Annotated in this window: 20 protein-coding genes; 14 read left to right on the top strand and 6 right to left on the bottom strand. The window is 70.9% G+C overall.

What is annotated here, in order from left to right; genetic code table 11:
- Positions 1-52 precede the first annotated feature (52 nt).
- Positions 53-703 (top strand): leucine efflux protein LeuE, encoded by a 651-nt coding sequence (gene leuE / locus ACF073_RS02525; RefSeq protein WP_392066151.1) that lies wholly within the window; start codon positions 53-55, stop codon positions 701-703.
- A 10-nt stretch (positions 704-713) separates the two neighbouring features.
- Here leuE and ACF073_RS02520 read toward each other — a convergent pair whose 3' ends face one another.
- The gene (locus tag ACF073_RS02520; protein WP_392066150.1) at positions 714-2,090 is read right to left on the bottom strand and encodes an FAD-dependent monooxygenase; all 1,377 of its coding nucleotides are present in this window, start codon (positions 2,088-2,090) and stop codon (positions 714-716) included.
- 71 nt (positions 2,091-2,161) lie between these two features.
- Here ACF073_RS02520 and ACF073_RS02515 point away from each other — a divergent pair, with 71 nt between their 5' ends.
- Positions 2,162-2,812 (top strand): TetR/AcrR family transcriptional regulator C-terminal domain-containing protein, encoded by a 651-nt coding sequence (locus tag ACF073_RS02515; protein WP_392066148.1) that lies wholly within the window; start codon positions 2,162-2,164, stop codon positions 2,810-2,812.
- A gap of 54 nt (positions 2,813-2,866) precedes the next feature.
- On the opposite strand, the gene ACF073_RS02510 is transcribed toward ACF073_RS02515, so the two are convergent.
- The 3 genes from ACF073_RS02510 to ACF073_RS02500 all read right to left on the bottom strand — a co-directional run bounded on the left by ACF073_RS02510 (position 2,867) and on the right by ACF073_RS02500 (position 6,591).
- A complete protein-coding gene (locus tag ACF073_RS02510; protein WP_392066146.1) occupies positions 2,867-4,036 on the bottom strand; it encodes an acyltransferase family protein in 1,170 nt (389 codons plus the stop codon).
- Positions 4,037-4,282: 246 nt separating this feature from the next.
- A complete protein-coding gene (locus tag ACF073_RS02505) occupies positions 4,283-5,617 on the bottom strand; it encodes an alpha-2,8-polysialyltransferase family protein (RefSeq protein ID WP_392066144.1) in 1,335 nt (444 codons plus the stop codon).
- Positions 5,614-6,591, bottom strand: a complete 978-nt coding sequence (locus tag ACF073_RS02500) for a glycosyltransferase family 2 protein (protein ID WP_392066142.1) — start codon at positions 6,589-6,591, stop codon at positions 5,614-5,616. The genes ACF073_RS02505 and ACF073_RS02500 overlap by 4 nt, the downstream gene beginning before the upstream one ends.
- Positions 6,592-6,789: 198 nt before the next feature.
- On the opposite strand from ACF073_RS02500, the gene ACF073_RS02495 reads away from it, so the two are divergent.
- The 6 genes from ACF073_RS02495 (at position 6,790) to ACF073_RS02470 (ending at position 14,041) form a co-directional block, all read left to right on the top strand.
- Complete coding sequence (locus tag ACF073_RS02495; protein WP_392066140.1) at positions 6,790-8,100, top strand: DUF6716 putative glycosyltransferase; 1,311 nt, start codon at positions 6,790-6,792, stop codon at positions 8,098-8,100.
- 23 nt (positions 8,101-8,123) lie between these two features.
- A complete protein-coding gene (locus tag ACF073_RS02490; protein WP_392066138.1) occupies positions 8,124-9,353 on the top strand; it encodes a cytidylyltransferase domain-containing protein in 1,230 nt (409 codons plus the stop codon).
- Positions 9,354-9,365: 12 nt separating this feature from the next.
- Positions 9,366-10,304 (top strand): N-acetylneuraminate synthase family protein, encoded by a 939-nt coding sequence (locus ACF073_RS02485; RefSeq protein ID WP_392066136.1) that lies wholly within the window; start codon positions 9,366-9,368, stop codon positions 10,302-10,304.
- Positions 10,305-10,351: 47 nt separating this feature from the next.
- On the top strand, positions 10,352-11,500 hold the full coding sequence (locus ACF073_RS02480) for a hypothetical protein (protein WP_392066134.1): 1,149 nt from the start codon (positions 10,352-10,354) through the stop codon (positions 11,498-11,500).
- Between the two features lie 262 nt (positions 11,501-11,762).
- The gene (locus ACF073_RS02475; protein WP_392066132.1) at positions 11,763-12,572 is read left to right on the top strand and encodes a hypothetical protein; all 810 of its coding nucleotides are present in this window, start codon (positions 11,763-11,765) and stop codon (positions 12,570-12,572) included.
- A 233-nt stretch (positions 12,573-12,805) separates the two neighbouring features.
- Entirely contained in the window at positions 12,806-14,041 is a 1,236-nt protein-coding gene (locus ACF073_RS02470; protein ID WP_392066130.1) for an amidohydrolase, read from the top strand.
- A 92-nt stretch (positions 14,042-14,133) separates the two neighbouring features.
- Here ACF073_RS02470 and ACF073_RS02465 read toward each other — a convergent pair whose 3' ends face one another.
- A complete protein-coding gene (locus tag ACF073_RS02465; RefSeq protein ID WP_392066128.1) occupies positions 14,134-14,520 on the bottom strand; it encodes a hypothetical protein in 387 nt (128 codons plus the stop codon).
- A gap of 392 nt (positions 14,521-14,912) precedes the next feature.
- On the opposite strand from ACF073_RS02465, the gene ACF073_RS02460 reads away from it, so the two are divergent.
- The 6 genes from ACF073_RS02460 (at position 14,913) to ACF073_RS02435 (ending at position 21,865) form a co-directional block, all read left to right on the top strand.
- A complete protein-coding gene (locus ACF073_RS02460; protein WP_392066126.1) occupies positions 14,913-15,968 on the top strand; it encodes a BMP family protein in 1,056 nt (351 codons plus the stop codon).
- A 236-nt stretch (positions 15,969-16,204) separates the two neighbouring features.
- Positions 16,205-17,698: an ABC transporter ATP-binding protein gene (locus ACF073_RS02455; RefSeq protein ID WP_392066124.1), complete on the top strand. Its 1,494-nt coding sequence runs from the start codon at positions 16,205-16,207 to the stop codon at positions 17,696-17,698.
- On the top strand, positions 17,695-18,822 hold the full coding sequence (locus ACF073_RS02450) for an ABC transporter permease (RefSeq protein WP_392066122.1): 1,128 nt from the start codon (positions 17,695-17,697) through the stop codon (positions 18,820-18,822). Before ACF073_RS02455 ends, ACF073_RS02450 begins: the two co-directional genes overlap by 4 nt.
- A complete protein-coding gene (locus ACF073_RS02445) occupies positions 18,822-20,108 on the top strand; it encodes an ABC transporter permease (RefSeq protein ID WP_392066120.1) in 1,287 nt (428 codons plus the stop codon). Before ACF073_RS02450 ends, ACF073_RS02445 begins: the two co-directional genes overlap by 1 nt.
- The gene (locus ACF073_RS02440; RefSeq protein WP_392066118.1) at positions 20,105-20,509 is read left to right on the top strand and encodes a cytidine deaminase; all 405 of its coding nucleotides are present in this window, start codon (positions 20,105-20,107) and stop codon (positions 20,507-20,509) included. Before ACF073_RS02445 ends, ACF073_RS02440 begins: the two co-directional genes overlap by 4 nt.
- Before the next feature lie 72 nt (positions 20,510-20,581).
- A complete protein-coding gene (locus ACF073_RS02435; RefSeq protein ID WP_392066117.1) occupies positions 20,582-21,865 on the top strand; it encodes a thymidine phosphorylase in 1,284 nt (427 codons plus the stop codon).
- 125 nt (positions 21,866-21,990) lie between these two features.
- Here the strand turns inward: ACF073_RS02435 and ACF073_RS02430 are convergent, their stop codons facing one another.
- Entirely contained in the window at positions 21,991-22,911 is a 921-nt protein-coding gene (locus ACF073_RS02430) for an AEC family transporter (RefSeq protein WP_392066115.1), read from the bottom strand.
- Positions 22,912-22,915: the final 4 nt, after the last annotated feature.

The raw sequence follows: 22,915 nt of genomic DNA, 5'->3' as shown, positions 1-22,915 counted from the left end.
GCCGGCGCCGCTCCGGGCCGGAATGTCGTACCCCCGTGCGACACTCCTTCTCATGTTCGGCGTCATCGACCTCCCCACCTATCTCGCAGGTCTGATCGTGATCGTCCTGCTGCCCGGCCCCAACTCCCTCTACGTCCTTTCCGTGGCCGCCCGCCGCGGTGTGCGGGCCGGATACACGGCCGCCGCCGGTGTGTGGTGCGGGGACACGGTCCTCATGACGCTGTCCGCCGCCGGCGTCGCCTCCCTGCTCCAGGGCAACGCGGTGCTGTTCGGGATCGTGAAGTACGCCGGTGCCGGATATCTGACGTGGCTGGCGATCGGGATGCTGCGGTCCGCCCTGAGCATGTGGCGGACCCGGCGGGAGCGGGCCGTCGAGGACCTGGAGCCCGCCAGGGCCGCCGACGAGCGGCCGTTCCGCCGCGCCTTCGTGGTCAGCCTCTTCAACCCCAAGGCGATCCTCTTCTTCGTCGCCTTCTTCGTGCAGTTCGTGGACCCGGGATACGCCTATCCGGCGCTGTCCTTCGTCGTCCTCGGCGCCTTCGCCCAGCTGGCCAGCTGTCTCTACCTGAGCGCGCTGATATTCGGCGGCACCCGCCTGGCCGCGGCCTTCCGCCGCCGCAAGCGGCTGTCGGCGACGGCGACCTCGGCGGCGGGTGCCCTGTTCCTCGGCTTCGCCGTGAAGCTGTCACTCGCGAGCACGTAGCGCGAGGGGTTCAGCGGCGGCCGACCCGGGCGAGGTAGGCGTCCAGTCCGGCCGCCGTGTCGCCGGCCCAGCCCACGTACCCGTCCGGCCGGACGAGGAAGACGCCCCGGCCGTACGAGTCCGGGGCCGCCGGGAGCGAGCGGACCCCGGGCGCCGAGGCCCCCAGCAGCGTCCAGTGCGGCCCCCGGAAGGCGTCGAAGAGCCGTACGCCGGCCACCGTGCCGTCCGGCGCCCGGTCGCCCGCGCGCAGCCCGGCCGGGGCCGTGCGGGCGTCCGCGCTGAGCGACGACTCACGGTAGCCGAGCCCCAGCTGGACCGTCGCCCGTCCGCGCCGCACCTCCCCGCGGTGCACGCCCGTCGACAGGTCCAGCATGGCCGCGGCGTTCGCCCGCCGCTCCTCCTCGTACGTGCCGAGCAGCGCCTCGGGCGCACCGTCCCGCAGTACGGCGCCCAGCTTCCAGCCCAGGTTGTAGGCGTCCTGCACGCTGGTGTTCAGGCCCTGCCCGCCGGCCGGTGAGTGCACATGCGCCGCGTCCCCGGCGAGGAGGACCCGGCCCACCCGGAACCGGTCCGCCAGTGCCGCGCGCGGCCGGAAGTCGGACGCCCAGTGCAGCTCCGTCACGTCCTCGGCGGCCAGGTGCGTGTACCGGTCGACCAGCCCGCGCAGGCCGTCCAGCGACAGATCGGTCTGCTCGCCGTCCGCGACCCGCGCGGCCAGCTGGAAGTCCTCCGTGCCGGGGAGCGGGCACAGCATCAGACCGGTGCCGTCGTCGGCCGCGAACGTGTGCCAGTTGTCCCGCTCGAGCCCGCGCACCCGCACGTCCGCCACCAGGAACGGCGCCGGGTCGACCGTCTCCCCGGTCATGCCCACGCCCAGCGCGCGCCGGACCACCGAGCGTCCGCCGTCGGCCGCGACCACGTACCGCGCGCGCCGGGCCGTGCCGTCCGCGAACCGCACGGTCACGCCCTCGTCGTCCTGCGCCAGGCCCGTCACCTCCTGCCCGAAGGCCACCCGGCCGCCCAGTTCGGCCAGCCGCGCGTGCAGGACCTGCTGGGTCCGCCACTGCGGGACCATCAGCGGCTCGGTGTACGGCGTGCCCTCGTCCGCCGGGATCTCCTCGAACAGCTGCTGCTCCTCCAGGCGCTCGCCGTCCTTCCAGAACATCCGCGCCGGGTAGGGCCCGCCGGCCGCGCGGACGGCGTCCAGGACGCCGAGGTCGTCGAAGACCTCCTGGGTGCGCGGCTGGATGCCCTTGCCGCGCGAGCCGGGGAACAGGCCGTCCCCCCGCTCGGCCACCAGCGCCTCCACTCCGCGCCGGGCGAGGTCGATGCCGAGGGCCAGGCCGGTCGGGCCCGCGCCGACGATCAGAACATCCGCGACGTTCATGCCATATCTCCTTAACGCCGTTAAGTGCCGTCGTCCACGAGAGTGCCCTTAACGCTGTTAAGCTGTCAAGTGTGAGCCCCGAGAAACGCGCACCCCTGGACCGCGGACGCGTCGCCGACACGGCGTTGCGGCTGCTGAACGAAGGCGGCCTGGAGGGACTGACCCTGCGGGCCATCGCCAAGGAACTGGACGTCAAGGCGCCCGCCCTGTACTGGCACTTCAAGGACAAGCAGGCGCTGCTGGACGAGATGGCGACGGAGATGTACCGGCGGATGGTCGCCGGCGTCACGCTCGACCCCGCCGACACGTGGCAGGAACGGCTGCTGAAGTCCAACCGCGGACTGCGGACCGCGCTGCTCGGCTACCGGGACGGCGCCCGGGTCTTCAGCGGCTCGCGCTTCACGGGCGCGGACCACGCCGGTGAGCTGGAGGCGAACCTGCGCCTGCTGACGGGGGCCGGTTTCACGCTCGCCCAGGCGGTCGACGCGGGCCGCGCGGCGCACGCGTACACCGTCGGCTTCGTCATCGAGGAGCAGGGCGTGCAGCCGCTGCCGGGCGAGCGCCGCGAGGGGTACGACGTCGAGGAGCGCGCCCGGCGCCTGGCCGGCTACCCGCTCGCCGCGGAGGCCGGGCAGCTGCTCTTCGAGGGGTACGACCGGCAGTTCGAGGAGGGACTCGCCCTGCTGATCGCGGGCATCGGGGCGCGGTACGGGACCGGCTGAGCACGGTCGCGGCGCCCCCCAGGAGAGAGCCCGGCCGCAACGCCCCTTCGGGAACTACAGCCGCGAGCCGGGTGGACGGGACCTCTTCAGCGCTCTCTTGAGACGCGGGCCGAACGGTTTCTCCACGAAGCGGTACATCAGCCAGGCCAGCGCCAGCATGGCGGTGACCGTCGCCCCGAGCGTCGGCCACGCGGCCAGGCCGAGTTCCTGGCGCAGGGCGCGGATGACGAACCAGCCCAGGTGCTCGTGGACCAGGTAGAAGGGGTAGGTCAGCGCGCCTGCCGTCGCCAGCCAGGGCCAGTTGGCCCGGCCGGTCCAGCCCAGGGCCACGGCGGCGACGGCGGCGAAGGCCAGGGTGACGATCAGCAGGATGACGTAGGGGCTGCGCACGGACCCGCCGTGGGCGCCCTCGTGCCACAGTCCGCTGGTGGCGGTGTACTGGCCGAGCAGCCAGGAGGTGACGACCAGGCCCCACAGCAGCAGGTCGCTGCCGAAGCGGTGGATGAGGTAGAGGGCGAGACCGCCGATGAAGAACGGGGCGTAGTCGGGCATGACGAGCTGGTCGAGCAGCTCACTGCCGGCGGTGCGGCAGAGGACGGCCGCCAGGGTCCACCCGCCGCAGAACAGCACCACCCGGCGGTAGGTGACCCCGCGCACGACGACGAGCAGGGCGAACAGCGCGTAGAAGCGGACCTCGACCCAGAGGGTCCAGCACACGCCGAGCACACGCGGTGCGCCCATCGGCTGCTGGAACATGGTCAGGTTGACCAGGAACTCGTCCGGCCGTACGGCACGAGTGACGGCCGGCCAGGCGAGGGACGCGGCGGTGATCAGCGCCAGGGCGACCCAGTAGGCGGGGTAGAGGCGGGCGACCCGGGAGCGGAAGAAGTCGCCGAGCGTGCGGCCCCAACTGCTCATGCAGATGACGAATCCGCTGATGACGAAGAAGAACTGCACGCCCAGACAGCCGTAGACGGCCCCCTGGGACAGGGTCGGGAACAGCTGGGACGGCGTCCGGTGCCAGGACTCGGAGACCGTGCCGCCGCGTCCGGTGTAGTGGTAGACGCAGACCATCAGCGCGGCCAGCAGCCGCAGGCCGTCGAGGGCGAGCAGGCGGCTGCGGCGTCCGCCGGGGGCGGGGCGGCCCTCGGTGGAGCGGGCGGTGGCTCCCGCCGGCACGGGGGCGGGGGCGGGGGCGACGAAAGCGGGGGATGCGGCAGACATGGTGTTCGGCGCTTACCCGAACATGCGCTGACCATTAGAGAATTCTTGTGAATATCCCTGGAGTGAGGGATCGGGCAGCCGTCACTTGGGTGAATCACGGAATAGAACGTGATCGATATTCCAGCTGTTCTCCTGCCCGTTCGGATCGGTTTGCCGTCAAGTCACTTTGAATTAACGGGGCCGACGGTCGGGCAAAAAAGGGAGGCGGGCCCGGTCGCGGGCCCGCCCCGGGGAGAGGGAAAGAGGTCAGCGGCGGACGGACCGGCGCAGGTTGCGCGCCTTGCGTGCCACCCGGCGGACGGTGGCGTTGCGGGGGATGAACGACATCTGGGCGGGCAGCCCGCCCGGCAGCGCCAGCGAGGTCAGACGCCTGCGCTTGAAGTAGCGCAGCGTCTTGACGTTCAGGTGGGCCGCGAGGAACTCCTCGGTCTCCTCGCGCAGCCTCGGCAGGATCTTCGGCTGCATCGCGAAACCGACGGCGCGCACCAGCTTGCCCAGCGCCGTCACGTCCGTGCCCTGGCGCTGCTCGGTGACCGCCGCCGCGTCGCCCAGGTCGGGCAGCAGCGCGTCGACGATGGTGACGGGGATGCGGTTGCTGTTCTCGAACGGCGTCAGCCGCTCCAGCAGCAGCTCGGTGCCGACGCGCGCGACGGGCAGGTTGAACAGCGCGGAAGCGGTCAGCAGGGCGGTGGAGAAGCAGCCGACGACCAGCGCCGGGCGCAACCGCTGGTACAGCACCTCGGCGAGGAGCGGTGTGTCGAGGACGGTCAGGCCGACCCCGAGCTTGTCCGCCTCCTGCTCCAGCGAGCGGGTGAAGCGGGCCGGGGCGGAGGGATGCGGCTTGAACACCACCTTCGAGTGGCCGAGCCGGACCGCGCCGCGCAGCATCCGCACGTGCAGGTCCTCCTCCTCCTCGGCGGTGAGGATGTCCAGTGCGGAGAGGTACTGGCCCAGCAGCAGGGCCGGCTCCTCGACCGGCGGCAGGTCGTCACCGAGGGGCGCCAGCTCGGCGAGCGTCTTGAGGAAGTCGGCCGTCGGCAGGACCTCGGCGGGCACGTCGAACTCGGTCAGCAGCAGCGGCTTCAGGCCGGGTACCAGGTCGAGGTGGAGCACGCGGTCCACGCGGGTGCCGACCAGCGGGTCGATCTTGTTGCGGGTCGGGCCGTAGCTCATCAGGCCGTCGGCGTAGACCGTGACCGGGGCGCCGACGAAGATCTGGGCGAGCGCGAGCGAGGGGTTGACCTGGATCGACTCGACGGCCAACTGCACGTCGTCGTCGCCCAGTTCCCACTCGTGGCGCAGGAAGCGCTCCCACAGCGGCAGATCGTCCGCGCGGGGCGCCCAGCCACCGGGGTGGAAGGGGAAGATGGTCTCGTTGTACGAGATCACGTCGTCGAAGCGGTCGCGCAGCCGCTCGAAGCCGGGCATCTCGTTCAGGGCGGGGGTCGTCTCCGGGGTGGCCGCGTTGTTGCAGACCAGCAGGATCCGCCGGTCGGCGGCGGCGAAGCGGCCGGAGTCCAGGGCCGCGGCGAGCGTGGCCGTGCCGTACAGCGTCGACGCCTGGAAGATCTGAGTGGTCATGCGGCGGCTCCCGCGGCGGCGGCCCGGCGGCGCAGCCGGCGCAGCTTGGTGGCGCGCTGGAGGTCCATCGAGTCCAGCGCGTCGTCCAGCACGGCCTGCGGCATGCGCCGCAGCGCATCCGCACTCATGGATTTCAGCTGCTTCGCCACGGCGGGCTCGAACCTTTCGATGGATCCCAGGTGATGGGAAATGATGGCGCAGTACGTGCGGACGGCCTTCGGCAGCAGGGCGTCGGCATCCCGGTCCGTGGCGGTCTCCTCGATCACCTGATCGAACGCGCGGATGAAGTCGAGCTGGCGGACATCACCGATCTGGGTCAGCGACGAGGCGACGCCGCGCCGGTAGAAGACACCCAGCAGGTTCACCACGGCGAAGGATTCCGCCTCGCGGTGCAGCTTCCAGATCCACGGCCGGTCCTCGGCCGTGCGCAGCCCGTCGGTGAAGTGCAGCAGGCCCTTGTCCAGCAGCCGGCGGTGGTAGACGCCCGCCCAGGCGAAGGCGTAGTCGACGGAGGTCGAGCGGTCGGCGGGCAGGATCACCTCCCGCGGGTCCAGCACCACGTTGCGCCGGCCCACGGGCACCCGGTGCACACTGCGCGCCCGTGTGGTGCACTGCACATGGTCGGTGCGCAGGAAGTCGCAGCCCAGTCCCTCGATGGCGCCGAGCAGCTGCTCGTAGTAGCCGGGGGCGAGCCAGTCGTCACCGTCCAGGAACGTCAGGTACTCGCCGCGCGCCCGGTCCATGCCGGTGTTACGGGCGGTGGCGAGCCCCCCGTTCTTCTCGTGCCGGACGAGGACCGCCCCCGGCAGCTCGCGTTCTGCGCGCGCGAGAATGTCTGGTGTCCCGTCGCGGGAACAGTCGTCGACGAGAATGAATTCGAAGTCGTCACGCGCGTTCGCACTGAGGCTCCTCAGAGTGTCCGGCGCGTATTGCTGCACGTTGTAGAACGGCACGATGACGGAGAGCTTGACCACGTCACGGACGTTAGGCGGCGGCCCGTCATTCGTCTTGACGGGATCCTTTATATCAGGTGAACGAAGTGTGGCGAAGCTGTTAACTGGGCTTGCCCCAGCCCCATTCGGGGCCGGATTCGCCATTCGGCGATGTGCTGTTAACCGTTTGTTGTGTTCGGGTTGGGCGGAACCTCGGAATCGCTTCCTAGCGTCTTCGACGTGCCAGCAAGTGCAACGAAGTCTCTGCGGGTCGCCGTCCTGGCGGACTCCGACACCCGGTGGAAGTGGGGCGCGCTCACCGCGCAGCGCCTCACTCCGGCGGCTGCCGAGGTCCGGCTCGACGGATACCTCCTTCGGGGACGAGCCACCCCGACCGCCCGCCAGCTGACGGAGGTCGGCGTCCAGGCCGACTCCCTGCGCGAGGTCACCGGCGTCGAGTTCCTCCGCGCGATGACCGAGGAGCCCTGCGACGTCCTCGTCATAGCCCTGGTGGGCGGCGGCGTCCAGGCGATGCTGCACGGACTGCGCGCCGCCTGGGGCGCCGGGAAGCGTCCCGTCGTCGTCACCGGCTATGTCGGCGTGGTCTACGAGAAGCTCGCCGACGGGCTGCTGCTGCGCCACGGCGCGGACCTCGTCCTCGCCAACTCCCGCCATGACGCGGACCGTTTCCGGGCCGTGTACGAGGGAGTGGGCGCCGACGCCGCCTCGGTCACCGAGGTCGCGCTGCCCTTCCTGGGCGGCCGGCCCTACACCGGCGAACACGAGCCGTACACCGTGGTGTTCGCGGCCCAGCCGTCCGTGCCGGACAGCCGCCGCGACCGTGCCTACCTGCTCGACCGGCTGATCGAGCACGCCCGCAGGCACCCCGAGCGCGAGGTGCTGCTCAAGCTGCGCTCCAAGCCCGGCGAGCACACCACGCACATCGAGGAACTGCCGTACCAGAAGCTGGTCCAGGGCAGGGACGTGCCCGCCAACTTCCAGCTGGTGTACGGGCACATGGGCGAGGTGCTCGACCGTACCGACCTGCTCGTCACGGTCAGCTCCACGGCCGCCCTCGAGGCCCTGCACCGCCGTGTACCCACGGCCGTCCTCACCGACCTCGGGGTCCGCGAGGTGCTCGGCAACCACCACTTCACCGGTTCCGGCTGCCTCGCCTCCTGGGACCAGCTCGACGCCGGGCACCGGCCGGCGGCGGACGAGGAGTGGGTGGCCCGGCAGGGTGTCGCCGCCGACGGCTCGTACGAGACCGCCTTCGACGCCGCCCGCGAGCGGATCGCCGCGCTGCTGGACCGGCCGGGCGGCCTGCCGCCGCTGAACCCCTACTACACCCCCGAGACCGCCCCCGGCTATCTGCCCGGCATCCTCGCCCGCCACCACCTCGGCCCCGACGGCGTCCCGCTGCCCGGTGCCCCGGCCGCCGACAAGGAGCCGGGCCCCGTCCGGCAGATCGTGCGCCGGGCCGCTCGCGGCGCCTACCGCCACGGCGTCCAGCGGGTCGCCCCCGTGATCCGGCGGATGGGCGAGCTGTGACCACTTTCCAAGGAGTAGACCCCATGACCGACTCGGAAGCGGGCCCACGCACTCCGGTCCGCCGGGTGCTCGCGGTGATCCCCGCGCGCGGCGGCTCCAAGGGCGTGCCCGCGAAGAACCTCGCCCCCGTGGGCGGTGTCCCGCTGGTGGCGCGCGCGGTGCGCGAGTGCCGGGCGACCCGGCTGGTGACCGATGTCGTCGTGTCCACCGACGACCAGGCGATCGCCACCGCCGCCCGGCAGGCCGGCGCCGAGGTCGTGCTGCGGCCCGCCGCCATCGCCGGCGACACCGCCACCTCGGAGGCAGCGGTCCTGCACGCCATGGACGCCCACGAGGCGCTGCACGGCGCGGCGGTCGACGTGGTCCTGCTCGTGCAGTGCACCAGCCCGTTCCTGATCCGCGAGGACATCGACGCGGTCGTCGCCGCGGTCGCCGAGAACGGCGCCGACACCGCCGTCACGGTGGCCCCCTTCCACGGCTTCATCTGGCGCGACGCCGAGGTGGAGACCGAGGGCGGGGTGGGCGTCAACCACGACAAGTCCTACCGCCCGCGCCGCCAGGACCGCCCCCAGGACTACCTGGAGACCGGCGCCGCCTACGCGATGGACGCGGCCGGCTTCCGCGAGCACAGCCACCGCTTCTTCGGCCACACCGAGCTGGTCCGCACCGACCCAGCCCGGGTGCTGGAGATCGACGACCCGCACGACCTGGCGCGGGCCCGGGCCCTGGCCCCCCTCTTCGACGCGGACCGCCCCGGTTCGCTGCCGACCGCCGACGACGTGGACGCGGTCGTACTGGACTTCGACGGCACCCAGACGGACGACCGGGTGCTGATCGACTCCGACGGACGGGAGATCGTCGCCGTGCACCGCGGTGACGGACTCGGTGTCGCAGCCCTCCGCAGGAGCGGCCTGAAGATGCTGATCCTGTCCACGGAACAGAACCCGGTCGTCGCCGCCCGCGCACGGAAGCTGCAGATCCCCGTGCTGCACGGCATCGACCGGAAAGACCTCGCGCTGAAGCAGTGGTGCGAGGAGCAGGGCATCGCGCCGGAGCGCGTGCTCTACGTCGGCAACGACGTCAACGACCTCCCGTGCTTCGCCCTCGTCGGCTGGCCCGTGGCGGTCGCGAGCGCTCACGACGTCGTACGCGGCGCCGCACGCGCGGTCACCACGGTCCCCGGCGGTGACGGCGCGATCCGAGAGATCGCCAGCTGGATCCTCGGCCCCTCTCTCGATTCCCTCCCCAAGTAAGGACACCCCCTGATGAGCACCAACTCCCGTCTGCGCACGTTCCGTTCGCGCGAGGTCGGCCCCGGCAAGCCCGTCTACATCTGCGGCGAGATCGGCATCAACCACAACGGTGAGCTGGAGAACGCCTTCAAGCTGATCGATGTGGCCGTCGAGGCCGGCTGCGACGCGGTGAAGTTCCAGAAGCGCACCCCCGAGATCTGCACCCCCCGCGACCAGTGGGACATCGAGCGCGACACCCCCTGGGGCCGGATGACCTACATCGACTACCGCCACCGCGTGGAGTTCGGTGAGGACGAGTACCGCCAGATCGACGAGTACTGCAAGGAGAAGGGGATCGACTGGTTCGCCTCCCCGTGGGACACCGAGGCCGTCGCCTTCCTGGAGAAGTTCGACATCCCCGCCCACAAGGTGGCCTCCGCCTCCCTGACCGACGACGAGCTGCTGAAGGCCCTGCGCGCCACCGGCCGCACGGTCATCCTCTCCACCGGCATGTCGACCCCGAAGCAGATCCGCCACGCGGTCGAGGTCCTGGGCAGCGACAACATCCTCATGTGCCACGCCACCTCCACCTACCCGGCCAAGGCCGAGGAGCTGAACCTCCGCGTGATCAACACGCTGGAGAAGGAGTTCCCGAACGTCCCGATCGGCTACTCCGGCCACGAGACGGGCCTGCAGACCACGCTGGCCGCCGTCGCCCTCGGCGCCGTCTTCGTCGAGCGCCACATCACCCTCGACCGCGCCATGTGGGGCTCCGACCAGGCCGCCTCCGTGGAGCCGCAGGGCCTCGTCCGCCTCGTCCGCGACATCCGCACCATCGAGGCCTCCCTCGGCGACGGCGTCAAGAAGGTCTACGACTCCGAGCTGGGCCCGATGAAGAAGCTGCGCCGCGTCGCCGGCGCCGTCGCCGAGGCGGAGATCGCCGCGGCCGCGGGCGAGCCGGTCTCGGTCTGAGCACCCTGATCGCCTTAACTGCCCTACGACGGGACGGTCGTACGACGATGAGCCCCCGTGCCGGTCATGCCGGCCACCCTGCCCGCACGCTCGCCTTCGTGGAGAGCCCGGTCCAGCTGCTGAACGTACTGGAGTGGGCGCACCTGCACGGCCTGCACAGCACGGATCCGGACGGCCTGCCGTCCGTACCCACGCAGATACGGCGCACGGTGGCCGGTGTGAACCCGGCGGCCGGCGCGGAGCTCACCGTCGTCGTCCTGTCCCCGACCGACCCCATGACCCGGGGCCAGCTGCGCCGCATGGCGGACCTGGCCCGGGACGAGGGGTACCGGGTGCGCTGGGAGGAGGCGCGGGGCGGTACGACCGCGCCCTTCCACACCATCGGCGGGCTGGCGGGACCCCTCCGCCGCGCCGACCGCATCGTCATGGGAGACCCGTTCTCCCGCTATGTCCAGCTGCTGCTGACGATCACCCGGGCCAGGGACCTGGTGGTGGTCGACGACGGCACGGCGACGATGGAGTTCGTCGCCCAGCTGGCCCGCGGCGAACGCCTGGTCCGCTGGCACCGCAAGGGCGGCCGGCCCGGCGCCCGCGACCTGCTCTTCGCCCCCGTCTCCTCCTCGGCCCGCCGCCGCCTCACCCCGAGCGACCGGCGCCGCGTCGAGGTCTTCTCCTCCATGCCGGTCACGGAGACCCCCGAGGGCGTCACCGTCACCGCCAACGACTTCGCCTGGACCCGGGCCCGCTTCGGGCCGCCGCGCATCACCAAGGGCGCGGACATGGTCGGCACCTCCCTGGTGGAGACCGGTGTGGTGGACGGCGACCGCTATCTGGAGGCCGTCCGCAACCTGGCCAAGGCGCACGGCGCCACCCGCTACTTCGCCCACCGCCGCGAGAGCACCGACAAACTGCACCGCCTCGCCGTCGAGACGGGGCTGGAGATAGTCCGCCCGGACCTCCCCCTGGAACTGATCGCCCGCCGCGGCCCCATCGGCCGGACGATCCTCAGCTTCCCCTCCACGGTCGTCCACACCCTCCCGCTGGCCCTGGCCGGTACCGGCGTCCGCGTGGCGGTCTGCGACATCGACCCCACCTGGCTCACGGACACCGCCTCGCCACGGGCCCAGGGCTTCCTCTCCGGCGTGACCGGCACCGCCCGGGACGTCCACCGACTGGCGGCGGTGAGCCTCGCCTAGAACACGGGGGAGGTCCACAGGCATGGCCTGGGACGAGTGGGAGCGGTTGACGGCGGACACCGCGGCGCGCGGGGTCCGCCGGGACGCGGTCGAACCATGTGCCGCAGGAGGCGGGCGGCGGTGCCGCGGCCGGTGATCTGCGCACGGGTCACTCGACGGCACACACCGTCAACCGGAGGGTCGACGTCTGGGACGCGGCCCACTCCAAGGCCGACGGCCACTCCGTCTCCACGATCACCTGGCTGGGCTACGACGGAGCTCCGTGTGGAACGAGGAGGGCGGCGCGGACCCGGTTCCGGACATCGGCCGCTACGGCCACGGCGGGGACGGCTTCGTCATCCCGAGCGACCCGGACTTCGGCGCCGACCAGATGGCGACGGACACCCACGGGCACGGGGGGTACTGGGCCCCCGCCGCCAAGAGCCTGCTGAACCAGGCGCTGGTCGTCGTGGGGAAGGGCGACAACGTGGAGCTGAAGCCCCCGCCCGAGACGTTCGGGCCGCCCGGTTACCGGGCGCGTGTGAAGTTGGAGAGACTCCCTGACGTGAAGATCAAGCTGGGCGCCCTCGCGGTCGCCGTGCCCCTGACGCTCACCCTCATCTCCGGATGCGGCATGACTGACAAGAGCCCCGGCATCCCGTCCGCCGGCACGAGCACGTCGAGTGACGCCGCGGACAAGCTGGAGGCCCTTTCCAGCGGTATCTACGACCTGATCGGGATCAAGGGGAAGACGTCCGACAGCCGCGCCACGGTGACGGAGTGTTCCGGCAAGGACCCGGACACGTACTTCCGGATCCTCCACCCGTGGAGCTTCACCCCGGCGTCCTCCGGTGATCTGGAGGCAGCCATGCGACGGCTCAGGGCGGCACTACCGGAGCACGGATGGAAGATCGTCGAGTACGGGCCGGACACCAGCAAGAACAAGAACCTGAGGCTCACGGCCGACAACGACGCGAAGAAGGCCAGTGTCCACATCGTCCAGATGGCGAAGGACAGCCCTCCGATGCTGAGCGTGGACGTCGTCTCCGGCTGCTACCAGGTCCCCGACGGCCAGAAGGTCGAACACTTCTAGCGTCCCTCGCCGCCCGGGGCCGGCGCCCGGGTGGGGTCCGATTCCTGGACATCGCGAGCGGGACCCCCGTGCGGCGTGGTATGCGTGGAAGGAGAAAACAGATGTTTTACCCATCCGAGTCCGCCGCCATGCGTCCGCCGGTCAGATTTTCTTCCCCTAACGGGCTGAACTTTTGTTGATCGAGGGGTAGTTGATCAGTCGGGCGGCCTACCCTTCAGAGGGTGAAGCAATTGATGTCCCTAGAGTCCGAGGCCGGCCTTTCGGGTGATGTGCTCCCCGGCGTGCTGAGCGAGTCCCTGCACGCCGAACTCGTGGCCTTCCGCCGCGACTTGCACATGCACCCCGAGCTGGGCAACCAGGAGTTCCGCACCACTGCCGCGATCAAGGAGCGGCTGGAGCAGGCCGGGCTCAGGCCCCGGGTCCTCAGCACCGGTACGGGACTCGTCTGTGACATCGGGCTCGCGGAGGGTGAGCGGCCGTCCGCGCCGCTGCTCGCGTTCCGCGCCGACATCGACGCCCTGCCCATCCCGGACTCCAAGGTCGACTGCCCCTACCGGTCGACCGTGCCCGACCGCGCCCACGCCTGCGGTCACGACGTGCACACCACCGTCGTCCTCGGCACCGGCCTCGTCCTCGCCGAGCTGCACGCCAAGGGCCTGCTGGCCCGTCCGGTGCGGCTGATCTTCCAGCCCGCCGAGGAGGTGCTGCCCGGCGGCGCCCTGGACGCCATCGCGGACGGCGCGCTGGCCGACGTGGGCCAGATCCTCGCCGTGCACTGCGACCCCCGGGTGGACGCCGGCCGGATCGGACTGCGGCACGGGCCGATCACCAGCGCCTGCGACCGCCTGGAAATCGCGCTCGACGGCCCCGGCGGGCACACCGCACGCCCCCACCTGACCACCGACCTGGTCACCGCCGCCGCCCGGGTCGCCCTCGACGTCCCCGCGCTGATCGCCCGCCGTGTGGACACCCGTGCCGGTCTCGCCCTCACCTGGGGCCGCATCGAGTCCGGCCACGCCCCGAACGTGATCCCGCAGCACGCGGAGCTGTCCGGGACCCTGCGCTGCCTGGACCTGGAGGCCTGGCGGGAGGCGCCCGACATCGTGCACGCGGCCATCGACGAGGTCGCCACCCTGCACCGGGCCAAGTCCGAGATCAACTACATGCGCGGGGTGCCGCCCGTCGTCAACGACCGGCAGTCCACCGAGCTGCTGCGCCGCGCCATGGTCGCCCGGCGCGGTATGCGATCCGTCGAGAGCACCGAGCAGAGCCTCGGCGGCGAGGACTTCTCCTGGTACCTGGAGCACGTGCCCGGCGCGCTGGCCCGGCTCGGGGTGCGGCGCCCCGGCGAGCGCACCGTACGCGATCTCCACCAGGGCGATTTCGACGCCGACGAGCACGCGATCACGGTCGGCGTGGAACTGTTCACCGCGGCCGTCTTCCTGGACCCGAACACGGCGCAGGGCTGAGCCGCGCCCGGCGGAGCGAGCAGGGCCGCCCGGTGCTGCGCCGGACGGCCCTGGTCAGGGAACGCGGGTGAAGATCACTCAACGACTTCAGGTCAGACGGGTTCGTCGGTCTCGATCTTCATCGAGTAGACGCCGATGCCGGTGTGTCCGGGATCCGGGCTGCACACCGCCTTGGAGGTCTGGCCCTTGCGGGTATTGACCCAGGGGCCTTCGCGGTTGAACTTCTTACCGTCCGGCCCTATGCACACGGCCCAGACCCGGTGCACGGAAAATCGAGTATCCCCTCCGGTGCACTTGCCGTAGGCAGTGCCTCCGTTGGAGGACTTCCACGTGGTGCACGTCGTCTCCGCGGCAGCGGGCGACGACGAGAAGGCGACGAGCGCGGCGCCGGCGGTGATGCCGAGGCCGACCGCGGCCGAGATGGACTTGCGGAAGTTCAAGAGTTCCCCCTCTTGTGGACCATCGTTGGTGATCGGCATTGGTCAGATGCCGAAGGTCGTTCGAGGAAACGTAGTCAACTGCGCACGGAGAGTGCAAGGGATTTCGATCAAGGAGGGGCGTGATCGGGCTGTCGGACGGCGGGGCCGCCAGCGGGCCGCATGCCTCCCCGGACGAGGTTCCGCTGTCCGGCGCAACACTCCCGTGAGCCATTCGTGCACTGTCCGCGAGGATGGCGGCAGAGGCCGGGATTCCGAGTTCAGACGCTGTTTGCCTCGAATCGATAACGGCTTCGCGAGGGGGTTTTTTGCGACATCTACGCGCGTTACGATGCCGCGAAGCCGACGCCAATGGGGGCGTCTCGGCTGGGGCACTGTCAAGGTGCTCCCATCAAGCGCCGACACGGCGCTCAGGTCAGGTGAAGGAGCCTCCCGTGCGCCGGGTAGCCAAGCTTTCCGCTGCGTGTATCGCCACCGCAGCTCTCGCCATGACTGCCACCGCGTGTGGCAGCACCTCGTCCGACAACGACACCGACTCGTCCTCCACGGGCGGCGGCAAGGGCGTCAAGATCGGTCTCGCCTATGACGTCGGCGGCCGTGGTGACCGCTCCTTCAACGACTCCGCCGCGCGCGGTGCCGACAAGGCCAAGGGCGAGTTCGGCGGCTCCATCAAGGAGCTGACCGCGAAGTCCTCGGACACCCCGGCCGACCGTGAGCAGCGCCTCTCGGACCTGGCCCAGGCCGGTTACAACCCGATCATCGCCGTCGGTTACACCTACGCGCCCGCCGTCGACAAGGTCGCCAAGCAGTTCCCGAAGACGTCGTTCGGCCTGATCGACGCTGTGGTGCCCGGCAAGAACGTCGACAGCATCACCTTCACCGAGGAGCAGGGCTCCTACCTGGCCGGTGTCGCGGCCGCGCTGAAGACGAAGAAGGACCACGTCGGCTTCATCGGCGGTGTCGACAGCCCGCTGATCAAGAAGTTCGAGGCCGGTTACGTCCAGGGCGTCAAGGACACCAACTCGAAGATCAAGGTCGACACCCAGTACCTCAGCCACGGCTCGGACACCTCCGGCTTCGCCAGCCCCGACAAGGGCAAGCAGGCCGCGCAGGGCATGCTGGACAACGGCGCCGACGTGGTCTACTCGGCGGCCGGCTCCTCCGGCAACGGCGCGATCGAGGCCGTCAACGGCGTCAAGGGCGCCTGGGCCATCGGCGTGGACTCCGACCAGTACCAGATCCCGGGCCTGGCCAAGTACAAGAACTCGATCCTGACCTCGATGGTCAAGAACGTCGACGTCGGTGTCTACGACTTCGTCAAGTCGGTCAAGGACGGCAAGCCGCTGACCGGCACCAACACCTACTCGCTCGAGAAGGAGGGCGTCTCGCTCTCCACGAGCGGCGGCTTCATCGACGACATCAAGGCCAAGCTGGACGCGGCGAAGAAGAAGATCGTCGACGGTTCGGTCAAGGTCAAGACCACCCCGTGATCTGACGGATTCCGTCGGACTTGTGGCTCGGCGCGGGGGCGCCTTCCGGAGCCCCCCGCCGAGCCATAACAATGTGTCAACTCTACGCGTGTAGCACGGAGTTGCCGCGCTAGCGTCGCCGACGCCTGCCACCTCCCCTAAGCAGCCCCTTTCCCCGAGGAGAGTGCGCCATCAACGCGTCCAGCCCTCCCGCTGCCGTCGAACTGCGCGGCATCACCAAGCGTTTCCCCGGCGTCGTGGCCAACCGCGACATCGACATCACCGTCCGCACGGGCACCGTCCATGCCCTCTGCGGTGAGAACGGCGCCGGCAAGTCCACCCTGATGAAGATCCTCTACGGCATGCAGCAGCCGGACGAGGGCACCATCACGATCAACGGCGAACAGGTCACCTTCGCCAACCCCGGCGAGGCCATCGCCCGCGGCATCGGCATGGTGCACCAGCACTTCATGCTCGCCGACAACCTCACCGTGCTGGAGAACGTCGTCCTCGGCGCGGAGAAGCTGCACGGCATCGGCGGCAAGGCCCGCGCCAGGATCAAGGAGATCTCGGACGCGTACAGCCTGAACGTCCGGCCCGACGTGCTCGTGGAGGAGCTGGGCGTCGCCGACCGCCAGCGCGTGGAGATCCTCAAGGTCCTCTACCGCGGCGCCAAGACCCTCATCCTGGACGAGCCCACCGCCGTCCTCGTGCCCCAGGAAGTCGACGCGCTCTTCGACAACCTGCGCGAGCTGAAGGCCGAGGGCCTCACCGTCATCTTCATCTCCCACAAGCTGGGCGAGGTGCTCTCCGTCGCCGACGAGATCACCGTCATCCGGCGCGGTACCACCGTCGGCACCGTCGAGCCGCGGGGCACCACCCCCAAGCAGCTCGCCGAGCTGATGGTCGGCAGCGAGCTGCCCACCCCCGAGACCGAGGAGTCCACGGTCACGGACGTCCCGATGCTGAAGCTGGACGGCCTGCACCTGTCGCAGACCGACCTCGACGGCATCGAGCGGATCATCCTGGACGAGATCTCCCTGACCATCCACAAGGGCGAGGTCCTCGGCATCGCCGGTGTGGAGGGCAACGGCCAGTCCGAACTGGTCGAAGCGATCATGGGCATGCGGCGGCCCGACACCGGCACCGTCACCCTCGACGGCGCCGACATCTCGGGGACCCCCACCCGCGACCGCCGCGAGGCCGGCATCGGCTACATCCCCGAGGACCGCCACCGCCACGCGCTGCTCCTGGAAGCACCGCTGTGGGAGAACCGCATCCTCGGCCATGTCACCGAGAAGCCCAACTCCCGCGGCGGGCTCCTCAACATCAAGGCGGCCCGCGCCGACACCGAGCGGATCGTGCAGGCGTACGACGTCCGCACCCCCGGCATCGACGTGACCGCGGCCTCTCTGTCCGGCGGCAATCAGCAGAAGCTGATCGTCGGCCGCGAGATGAGCCACCACCCCAAGCTGCTCATCGCCGCCCACCCCACCCGCGGTGTGGACGTCGGCGCCCAGGCGGCCATCTGGGACTACATCCGCGAGGCCCGCCGCGAGGGCCTGGCCGTGCTGCTGATCTCCGCCGACCTGGACGAGCTGATCGGGCTCTCCGACACCCTGCGGGTGATGTACCGCGGCCGCCTGGTCGCCGACGCCGACCCCGCCACGATCACCCCCGAAGAGCTGGGCTCCGCCATGACGGGTGCGGCCACCGGCCACCTGGAGCACACAGAGGACGACGAGCGATGAAGAAACTGACCTCACGGATCGACAAGGAGCGGATGCTCCTCGGCGTGGCCGCGCCGGTACTGGCGGTCGTCGCCGCGCTCCTCGTCACCGCCCTGGTGATCCTCGCGACCGGCAAGAACCCCGGCGCCGCCTTCAACGACATGCTGACCTACGGCTTCGCCAGCGACAGCCAGGTCTACATCCTGAACAAGGCGACGACGTACTACCTCGCGGGTGTCTCGGTGGCCATCGGCTTCCGCATGAACCTGTTCAACATCGGCGTCGACGGCCAGTACCGGCTCGCCGCGTTCATCGCCGCCGTCCTCGGCGGCGCGCTGACCGTGCCGGGCTGGCTCGCCATCCCGCTGATCATCATCGCGGCCATGGTGACCGGTGCCCTCTGGGCCGCCATCGCCGGCATCCTCAAGGTGACCCGGGGCGTCAGCGAGGTCATCTCGACCATCATGCTGAACTCGATCGCCACCGCGATCATCGCCTACTTGCTGCAGCCTGGGAAGCTCGCCCGGCTCGAACAGGGCGGCACCGTCGTCTCCACCAAGCCGCTGCCCTCGTCCTCGTACTTCTTCACGATCAACGCGGGCCCGGCCGGTGAGCTGTGGGGCTTCCTCTTCATCGCCGTCCTGGTGGGTGTCGCCTACTGGTTCGTGCTCGGCCGCACCCGCTTCGGCTTCGACCTGCGCACCGTCGGCCAGTCCGAGAGCGCGGCCAGCGCCAGCGGCGTCTCGGTGAAGAAGATGGTCGCCACCAGCATGGTCATCTCGGGTGCGGTGGCCGGTCTGATCGGCATGCCGACCCTGCTCAACGACAGCCACGCGTTCAGCAACGACTTCCCGGCCGGCATCGGCTTCACCGGCATCGCCATCGCGCTGCTCGGCCGCAACAACCCGGTCGGTATCGCGCTCGGCGCCCTGCTGTGGGGCTTCCTCGAGCGCACCACCAACCACCTGGAGTTCCAGGGCTACGACAAGGAAATCCTCGGCGTCATCCAGGGCGTCATCGTCCTGTGCGTCGTCATCGCCTACGAGGTCGTGCGCCGTTACGGCCTCAAGCGCCAGCAGCAGCGCGTCGGCGCCGAACTCGCCGCCCAGGCCGCCGCCCCGACGAAGAAGCAGGAGGTGGCGTGATGACTGCCACGATGACCGACGCGCCGCCGCCGGCGGCGCCCAAAGCGGGCGACGCGCCTCAGCGCTCGGGCCGCTCGCTCGGCCAGATCCTCGTGATCGTCGCCGGCGCACTGCTGCTTGTCGCCGCCGTGCGCATGGTCACCGGCTCCAACCAGCTCGACTCCGCCGGACAGGTCGCCGCCGCCCTCGGCCTCGCCGTCCCCATCGGCCTCGCCGGGCTCGCCGGTCTGTGGTCCGAGCGGGCCGGTGTGGTCAACATCGGCCTCGAAGGCATGATGATCCTCGGCACCTTCGGCGCCGGCTGGATCGGCTGGCAGTCCAGCCCCTGGCTCGGCCTGCTGTGCGGCATCGGCTTCGGTGTCATCGGCGGCCTGGTGCACGCCGTCGCCACCGTGACCTTCGGCGTCGACCACATCGTCTCCGGTGTCGCCGTCAACCTGCTGGCGCTCGGCGCCACCCAGTACCTCGCCAAGCTGTTCTTCGCCGGCGGCAAGGCGGCGGAGGCGGGCGGCAACCCCAAGCAGTCCCCGCCCGCGGACTCGCTGCCGGACATCACGATCCCCGGCCTCTCCGACGGCCTCGCCTCGATCGAGAAGCACCACTGGTTCCTCGTCTCCGACCTGGCCGGCATCATCGGCGGTCTGGTCACCGACCTGTCCGTGGTGACGATCCTCGCCGTGCTGCTGTTCATCGGCAGCTGGTGGGTGCTGTGGCGCACCCCGTTCGGTCTGCGGCTGCGCTCCTGCGGCGAGAACCCGACCGCGGCGGAGTCGCTCGGCGTCAACGTCTACCGGTACAAGTACGCGGCCGTGGCCGTCTCCGGCGGCCTCGCCGGCCTCGGCGGCGCGTTCCTCGCGCTGGTCACCTCGCACACCTACCTGGAGGGCCAGACCGGCGGCCGCGGCTACATCGGTCTCGCCGCCATGATCTTCGGCAACTGGCGCCCCGGCGGCCTGGCGATGGGCGCCGGACTGTTCGGCTACTCCGACGCGCTCCAGCTGCGCAACGGCGGTGTCACGGTCCACGCGCTGCTCCTGCTGCTGGTCGTCCTGCTCGCCCTGCTGGCAGGGTGGAAGATGTACAAGAAGGCCATGTGGCAGGGCGTCGTCAGTGCCGTCATGGCCGCGCTCGTCCTGGTCTGGTACCTGCTCACCGACGAGGTCCCGAGCGACTTCGTGGGCGCCACCCCGTACGTCGTCACGCTGCTGGTGCTGTCGCTGTCCGCGCAGCGCCTGCGGATGCCGAAGGCGGACGGCATGCGGTACCGGAAGGGCCAGGGCAAGTGACCAGGCAGGGCACCGGCTTCGACTGGGAGGCGCTGCGCGCCGAGGCGCGGGAGGCCATGTCCCACGCCTACGCCCCCTACTCGGGCTTCCCGGTCGGTGCCGCCGCCGTGGCCGACGACGGCCGCACGGTCACCGGCTGCAACGTCGAGAACGCCTCCTACGGTCTCGGCCTGTGCGCCGAGTGCGGTCTGGTCTCGCAGCTCCAGCGCACGGGCGGCGGTCGGCTGACCCACTTCACCTGCGTCGACGGCGCCGGCGCCCTGCTGGTCCCGTGCGGTCGCTGCCGCCAGCTCCTGTACGAGTTCGGCGGCCCCGGCCTGCTCCTGGACACCCCCGCGGGGATCGTCCCGCTCTCCGAGATGCTGCCCCAGGCCTTCGGCCCGGAACATCTCACCAAGTAACTCCCGTACGGCCCCCCTGATCCGCTCAGGGGGGCCGTACACATCGCACCTCCCGGAAGGAAGCCCTCAGCCATGGCCATGGACGCCATCTCCGTCATCCGCACCAAGCGGGACCGCGGCGAGCTGACCGACCAGCAGATCGACTGGGTCATCGACGCGTACACCCGCGGCGAGGTCGCCGACTATCAGATGGCCGCGCTCAACATGGCGATCCTGCTGAACGGCATGAACCGCCGCGAGATCGCCCGCTGGACCGCGGCCATGATCGCCTCAGGCGAGCGCATGGACTTCTCGTCGCTGTCCCGTCCGACGGCCGACAAGCACTCCACCGGCGGCGTCGGCGACAAGATCACCCTGCCGCTGGCCCCCCTGGTCGCGGCCTGCGGCGCGGCCGTCCCGCAGCTGTCGGGCCGGGGCCTCGGCCACACCGGCGGAACCCTGGACAAGCTGGAGTCGATCCCCGGCTGGCGGGCCCTGCTCTCGAACGAGGAGATGCTGCACGTCCTCGACACCACGGGCGCGGTGATCTGCGCGGCGGGCGACGGCCTGGCCCCCGCGGACAAGAAGCTGTACGCGCTGCGCGATGTCACCGGCACGGTCGAGGCGATCCCGCTGATCGCCTCCTCGATCATGTCGAAGAAGATCGCCGAGGGCACCGGCAGCCTGGTGCTGGACGTGAAGGTGGGCACGGGCGCCTTCATGAAGACCATCGAGGACGCCCGCGAGCTGGCCTCCACGATGGTCGGCCTCGGCACGGACCACGGTGTGAAGACGGTCGCGCTGCTGACGGACATGTCCACCCCGCTCGGCCTCACCGCGGGCAACGCCCTGGAGGTCCGCGAGTCGGTGGAGGTCCTGGCGGGCGGCGGCCCCGCGGACGTCGTGGAGCTGACGGTCGCGCTGGCCCGCGAGATGCTGGACGCGGCGGGCATCAAGGACGCCGACCCGGCCAAGGCCCTGGCCGACGGCTCCGCGATGGACGTCTGGCGGCGCATGATCGCGGCCCAGGGCGGCGACCCGGACGCCGAGCTGCCCACGTCGAAGGAGCAGCACGTCATCAAGGCCCCGTCGTCCGGTGTCCTCACCCGCCTCGACGCCTACGACATCGGTATCGCGGCCTGGCGTCTCGGCGCCGGCCGCGCCCGCAAGGAGGACCCGGTGCAGGCCGGGGCGGGCGTGGAGATGCACGCCAAGCCGGGTGACACGGTGACCGAGGGCCAGCCCCTGCTCACCCTGCACACCGACACCCCGGACCGCTTCGCGTACGCGCTGGAGGCGGTGGCGGGCTCGTACGACATCGCGGCCCCGGGCACCGCCTTCGAGGCGACCCCGGTCGTGCTGGAGCGCATCTCCTGACCTGCGGTTTTCCCATGCGGGTGAACGGGACCGGCGGACTGGCGCCGGTCCCGTTCGGCATGCTGGGACCGGTGACGCCCCGATAGGGACGGCCCTGTGCACGGTCATCCCGGCCGCACCAGGGATCACCCCAGTGCCGCCGCCACCCCCACGAGCACCGGCACGGACACCACCGTCGACAGCAGGACCGACTCGCGGGCCAGGGACTCCGCCACCCGGTAGCGGCTGGCGTAGGTGAACAGGTTCTGGGCGCCCGGCAGGGCCGCGGTCACCACCACGTCCAGCAGCGGGGCCCCGCGCAGCCCGAAGACGGCTGTCGCCAGTACCCAGGCCACCAGCGGCTGCCCCACCGACTTGAGCGCGACCGACAGCAGGACGGGTCCGCGGTCCCGCCCCCGGCCCGGGGCCGCGCTGCCGTGCAGGGACATGCCGAAGGCCAGCAGGGCGGCGGGCACGGACATGTCCCCGATCAGGGTGAGCGGGTTCAGCAGCGGGCCGGGCAGCTGCCAGCCCGCCGCCGACACGACGGCCCCGGACAGGGAGCCCACGGCGATCGGATTGCGCAGCGGTGTCAGCAGCCGCCGCGCCACCGTGCCCTTACCGCCCGCCCCGGACAGGTCCAGGACCGTCAGGGCGACGGGGGTGACCAGGACGACCTGGAACAGCAGCACCGGAGCCACCAGGGACGCGTCGCCCAGCACGTACACGGCGATCGGGATGCCCAGGTTCCCCGAGTTGACGTAGCCGGAGCACAGGGCGCCGATCGTCGTACGGCCCACGCCCCAGCGCCGCAGTACGCCGAACGCCACGAAGACCCCGGCGACCGCCGCCGTGCTCAGGGCCGTCACCAGCAGCCGGCGGGAGAAGACGGTGGACAGGTCGGCCCGCGCCAGGGTCGTGAACAGCAGCGCCGGGCCCGCCACGGTGAAGGCGAGGCCGGTCAGGACCGCACGCCCCTGCTCGCCGAGCGTCCCGCGCCGCCCGAGCACATAACCCACCCCGATCACGACCGCGATCACCGCGAACCCGCTCAGCACCCCCGTCACACGG

The organism is Streptomyces sp. NPDC015171, assembly GCF_043079545.1.
Lineage (GTDB): Bacteria > Actinomycetota > Actinomycetes > Streptomycetales > Streptomycetaceae > Streptomyces.
The sequence above is the reverse complement of the archived record's forward strand: the minus strand, read 5'-3'. Positions and strand labels throughout refer to the sequence as shown.

Excerpts from the sequence above, each read along its gene's own strand:
- ACF073_RS02505 (WP_392066144.1), bottom strand. The coding sequence starts at position 5,617 with ATGACCACTCAGATCTTCCAGGCGTCGACGCTGTACGGCACGGCCACG.
- ACF073_RS02435 (WP_392066117.1), top strand. The coding sequence starts at position 20,582 with ATGGCCATGGACGCCATCTCCGTCATCCGCACCAAGCGGGACCGCGGC.
- ACF073_RS02465 (WP_392066128.1), bottom strand. The coding sequence starts at position 14,520 with ATGCCGATCACCAACGATGGTCCACAAGAGGGGGAACTCTTGAACTTC.
- ACF073_RS02470 (WP_392066130.1), top strand. The coding sequence starts at position 12,806 with ATGTCCCTAGAGTCCGAGGCCGGCCTTTCGGGTGATGTGCTCCCCGGC.
- ACF073_RS02485 (WP_392066136.1), top strand. The coding sequence starts at position 9,366 with ATGAGCACCAACTCCCGTCTGCGCACGTTCCGTTCGCGCGAGGTCGGC.
- ACF073_RS02520 (WP_392066150.1), bottom strand. The coding sequence starts at position 2,090 with ATGAACGTCGCGGATGTTCTGATCGTCGGCGCGGGCCCGACCGGCCTG.
- ACF073_RS02445 (WP_392066120.1), top strand. The coding sequence starts at position 18,822 with ATGACTGCCACGATGACCGACGCGCCGCCGCCGGCGGCGCCCAAAGCG.
- ACF073_RS02450 (WP_392066122.1), top strand. The coding sequence starts at position 17,695 with ATGAAGAAACTGACCTCACGGATCGACAAGGAGCGGATGCTCCTCGGC.
- leuE (WP_392066151.1), top strand. The coding sequence starts at position 53 with ATGTTCGGCGTCATCGACCTCCCCACCTATCTCGCAGGTCTGATCGTG.
- ACF073_RS02490 (WP_392066138.1), top strand. The coding sequence starts at position 8,124 with ATGACCGACTCGGAAGCGGGCCCACGCACTCCGGTCCGCCGGGTGCTC.
- ACF073_RS02480 (WP_392066134.1), top strand. The coding sequence starts at position 10,352 with ATGAGCCCCCGTGCCGGTCATGCCGGCCACCCTGCCCGCACGCTCGCC.
- ACF073_RS02510 (WP_392066146.1), bottom strand. The coding sequence starts at position 4,036 with ATGTCTGCCGCATCCCCCGCTTTCGTCGCCCCCGCCCCCGCCCCCGTG.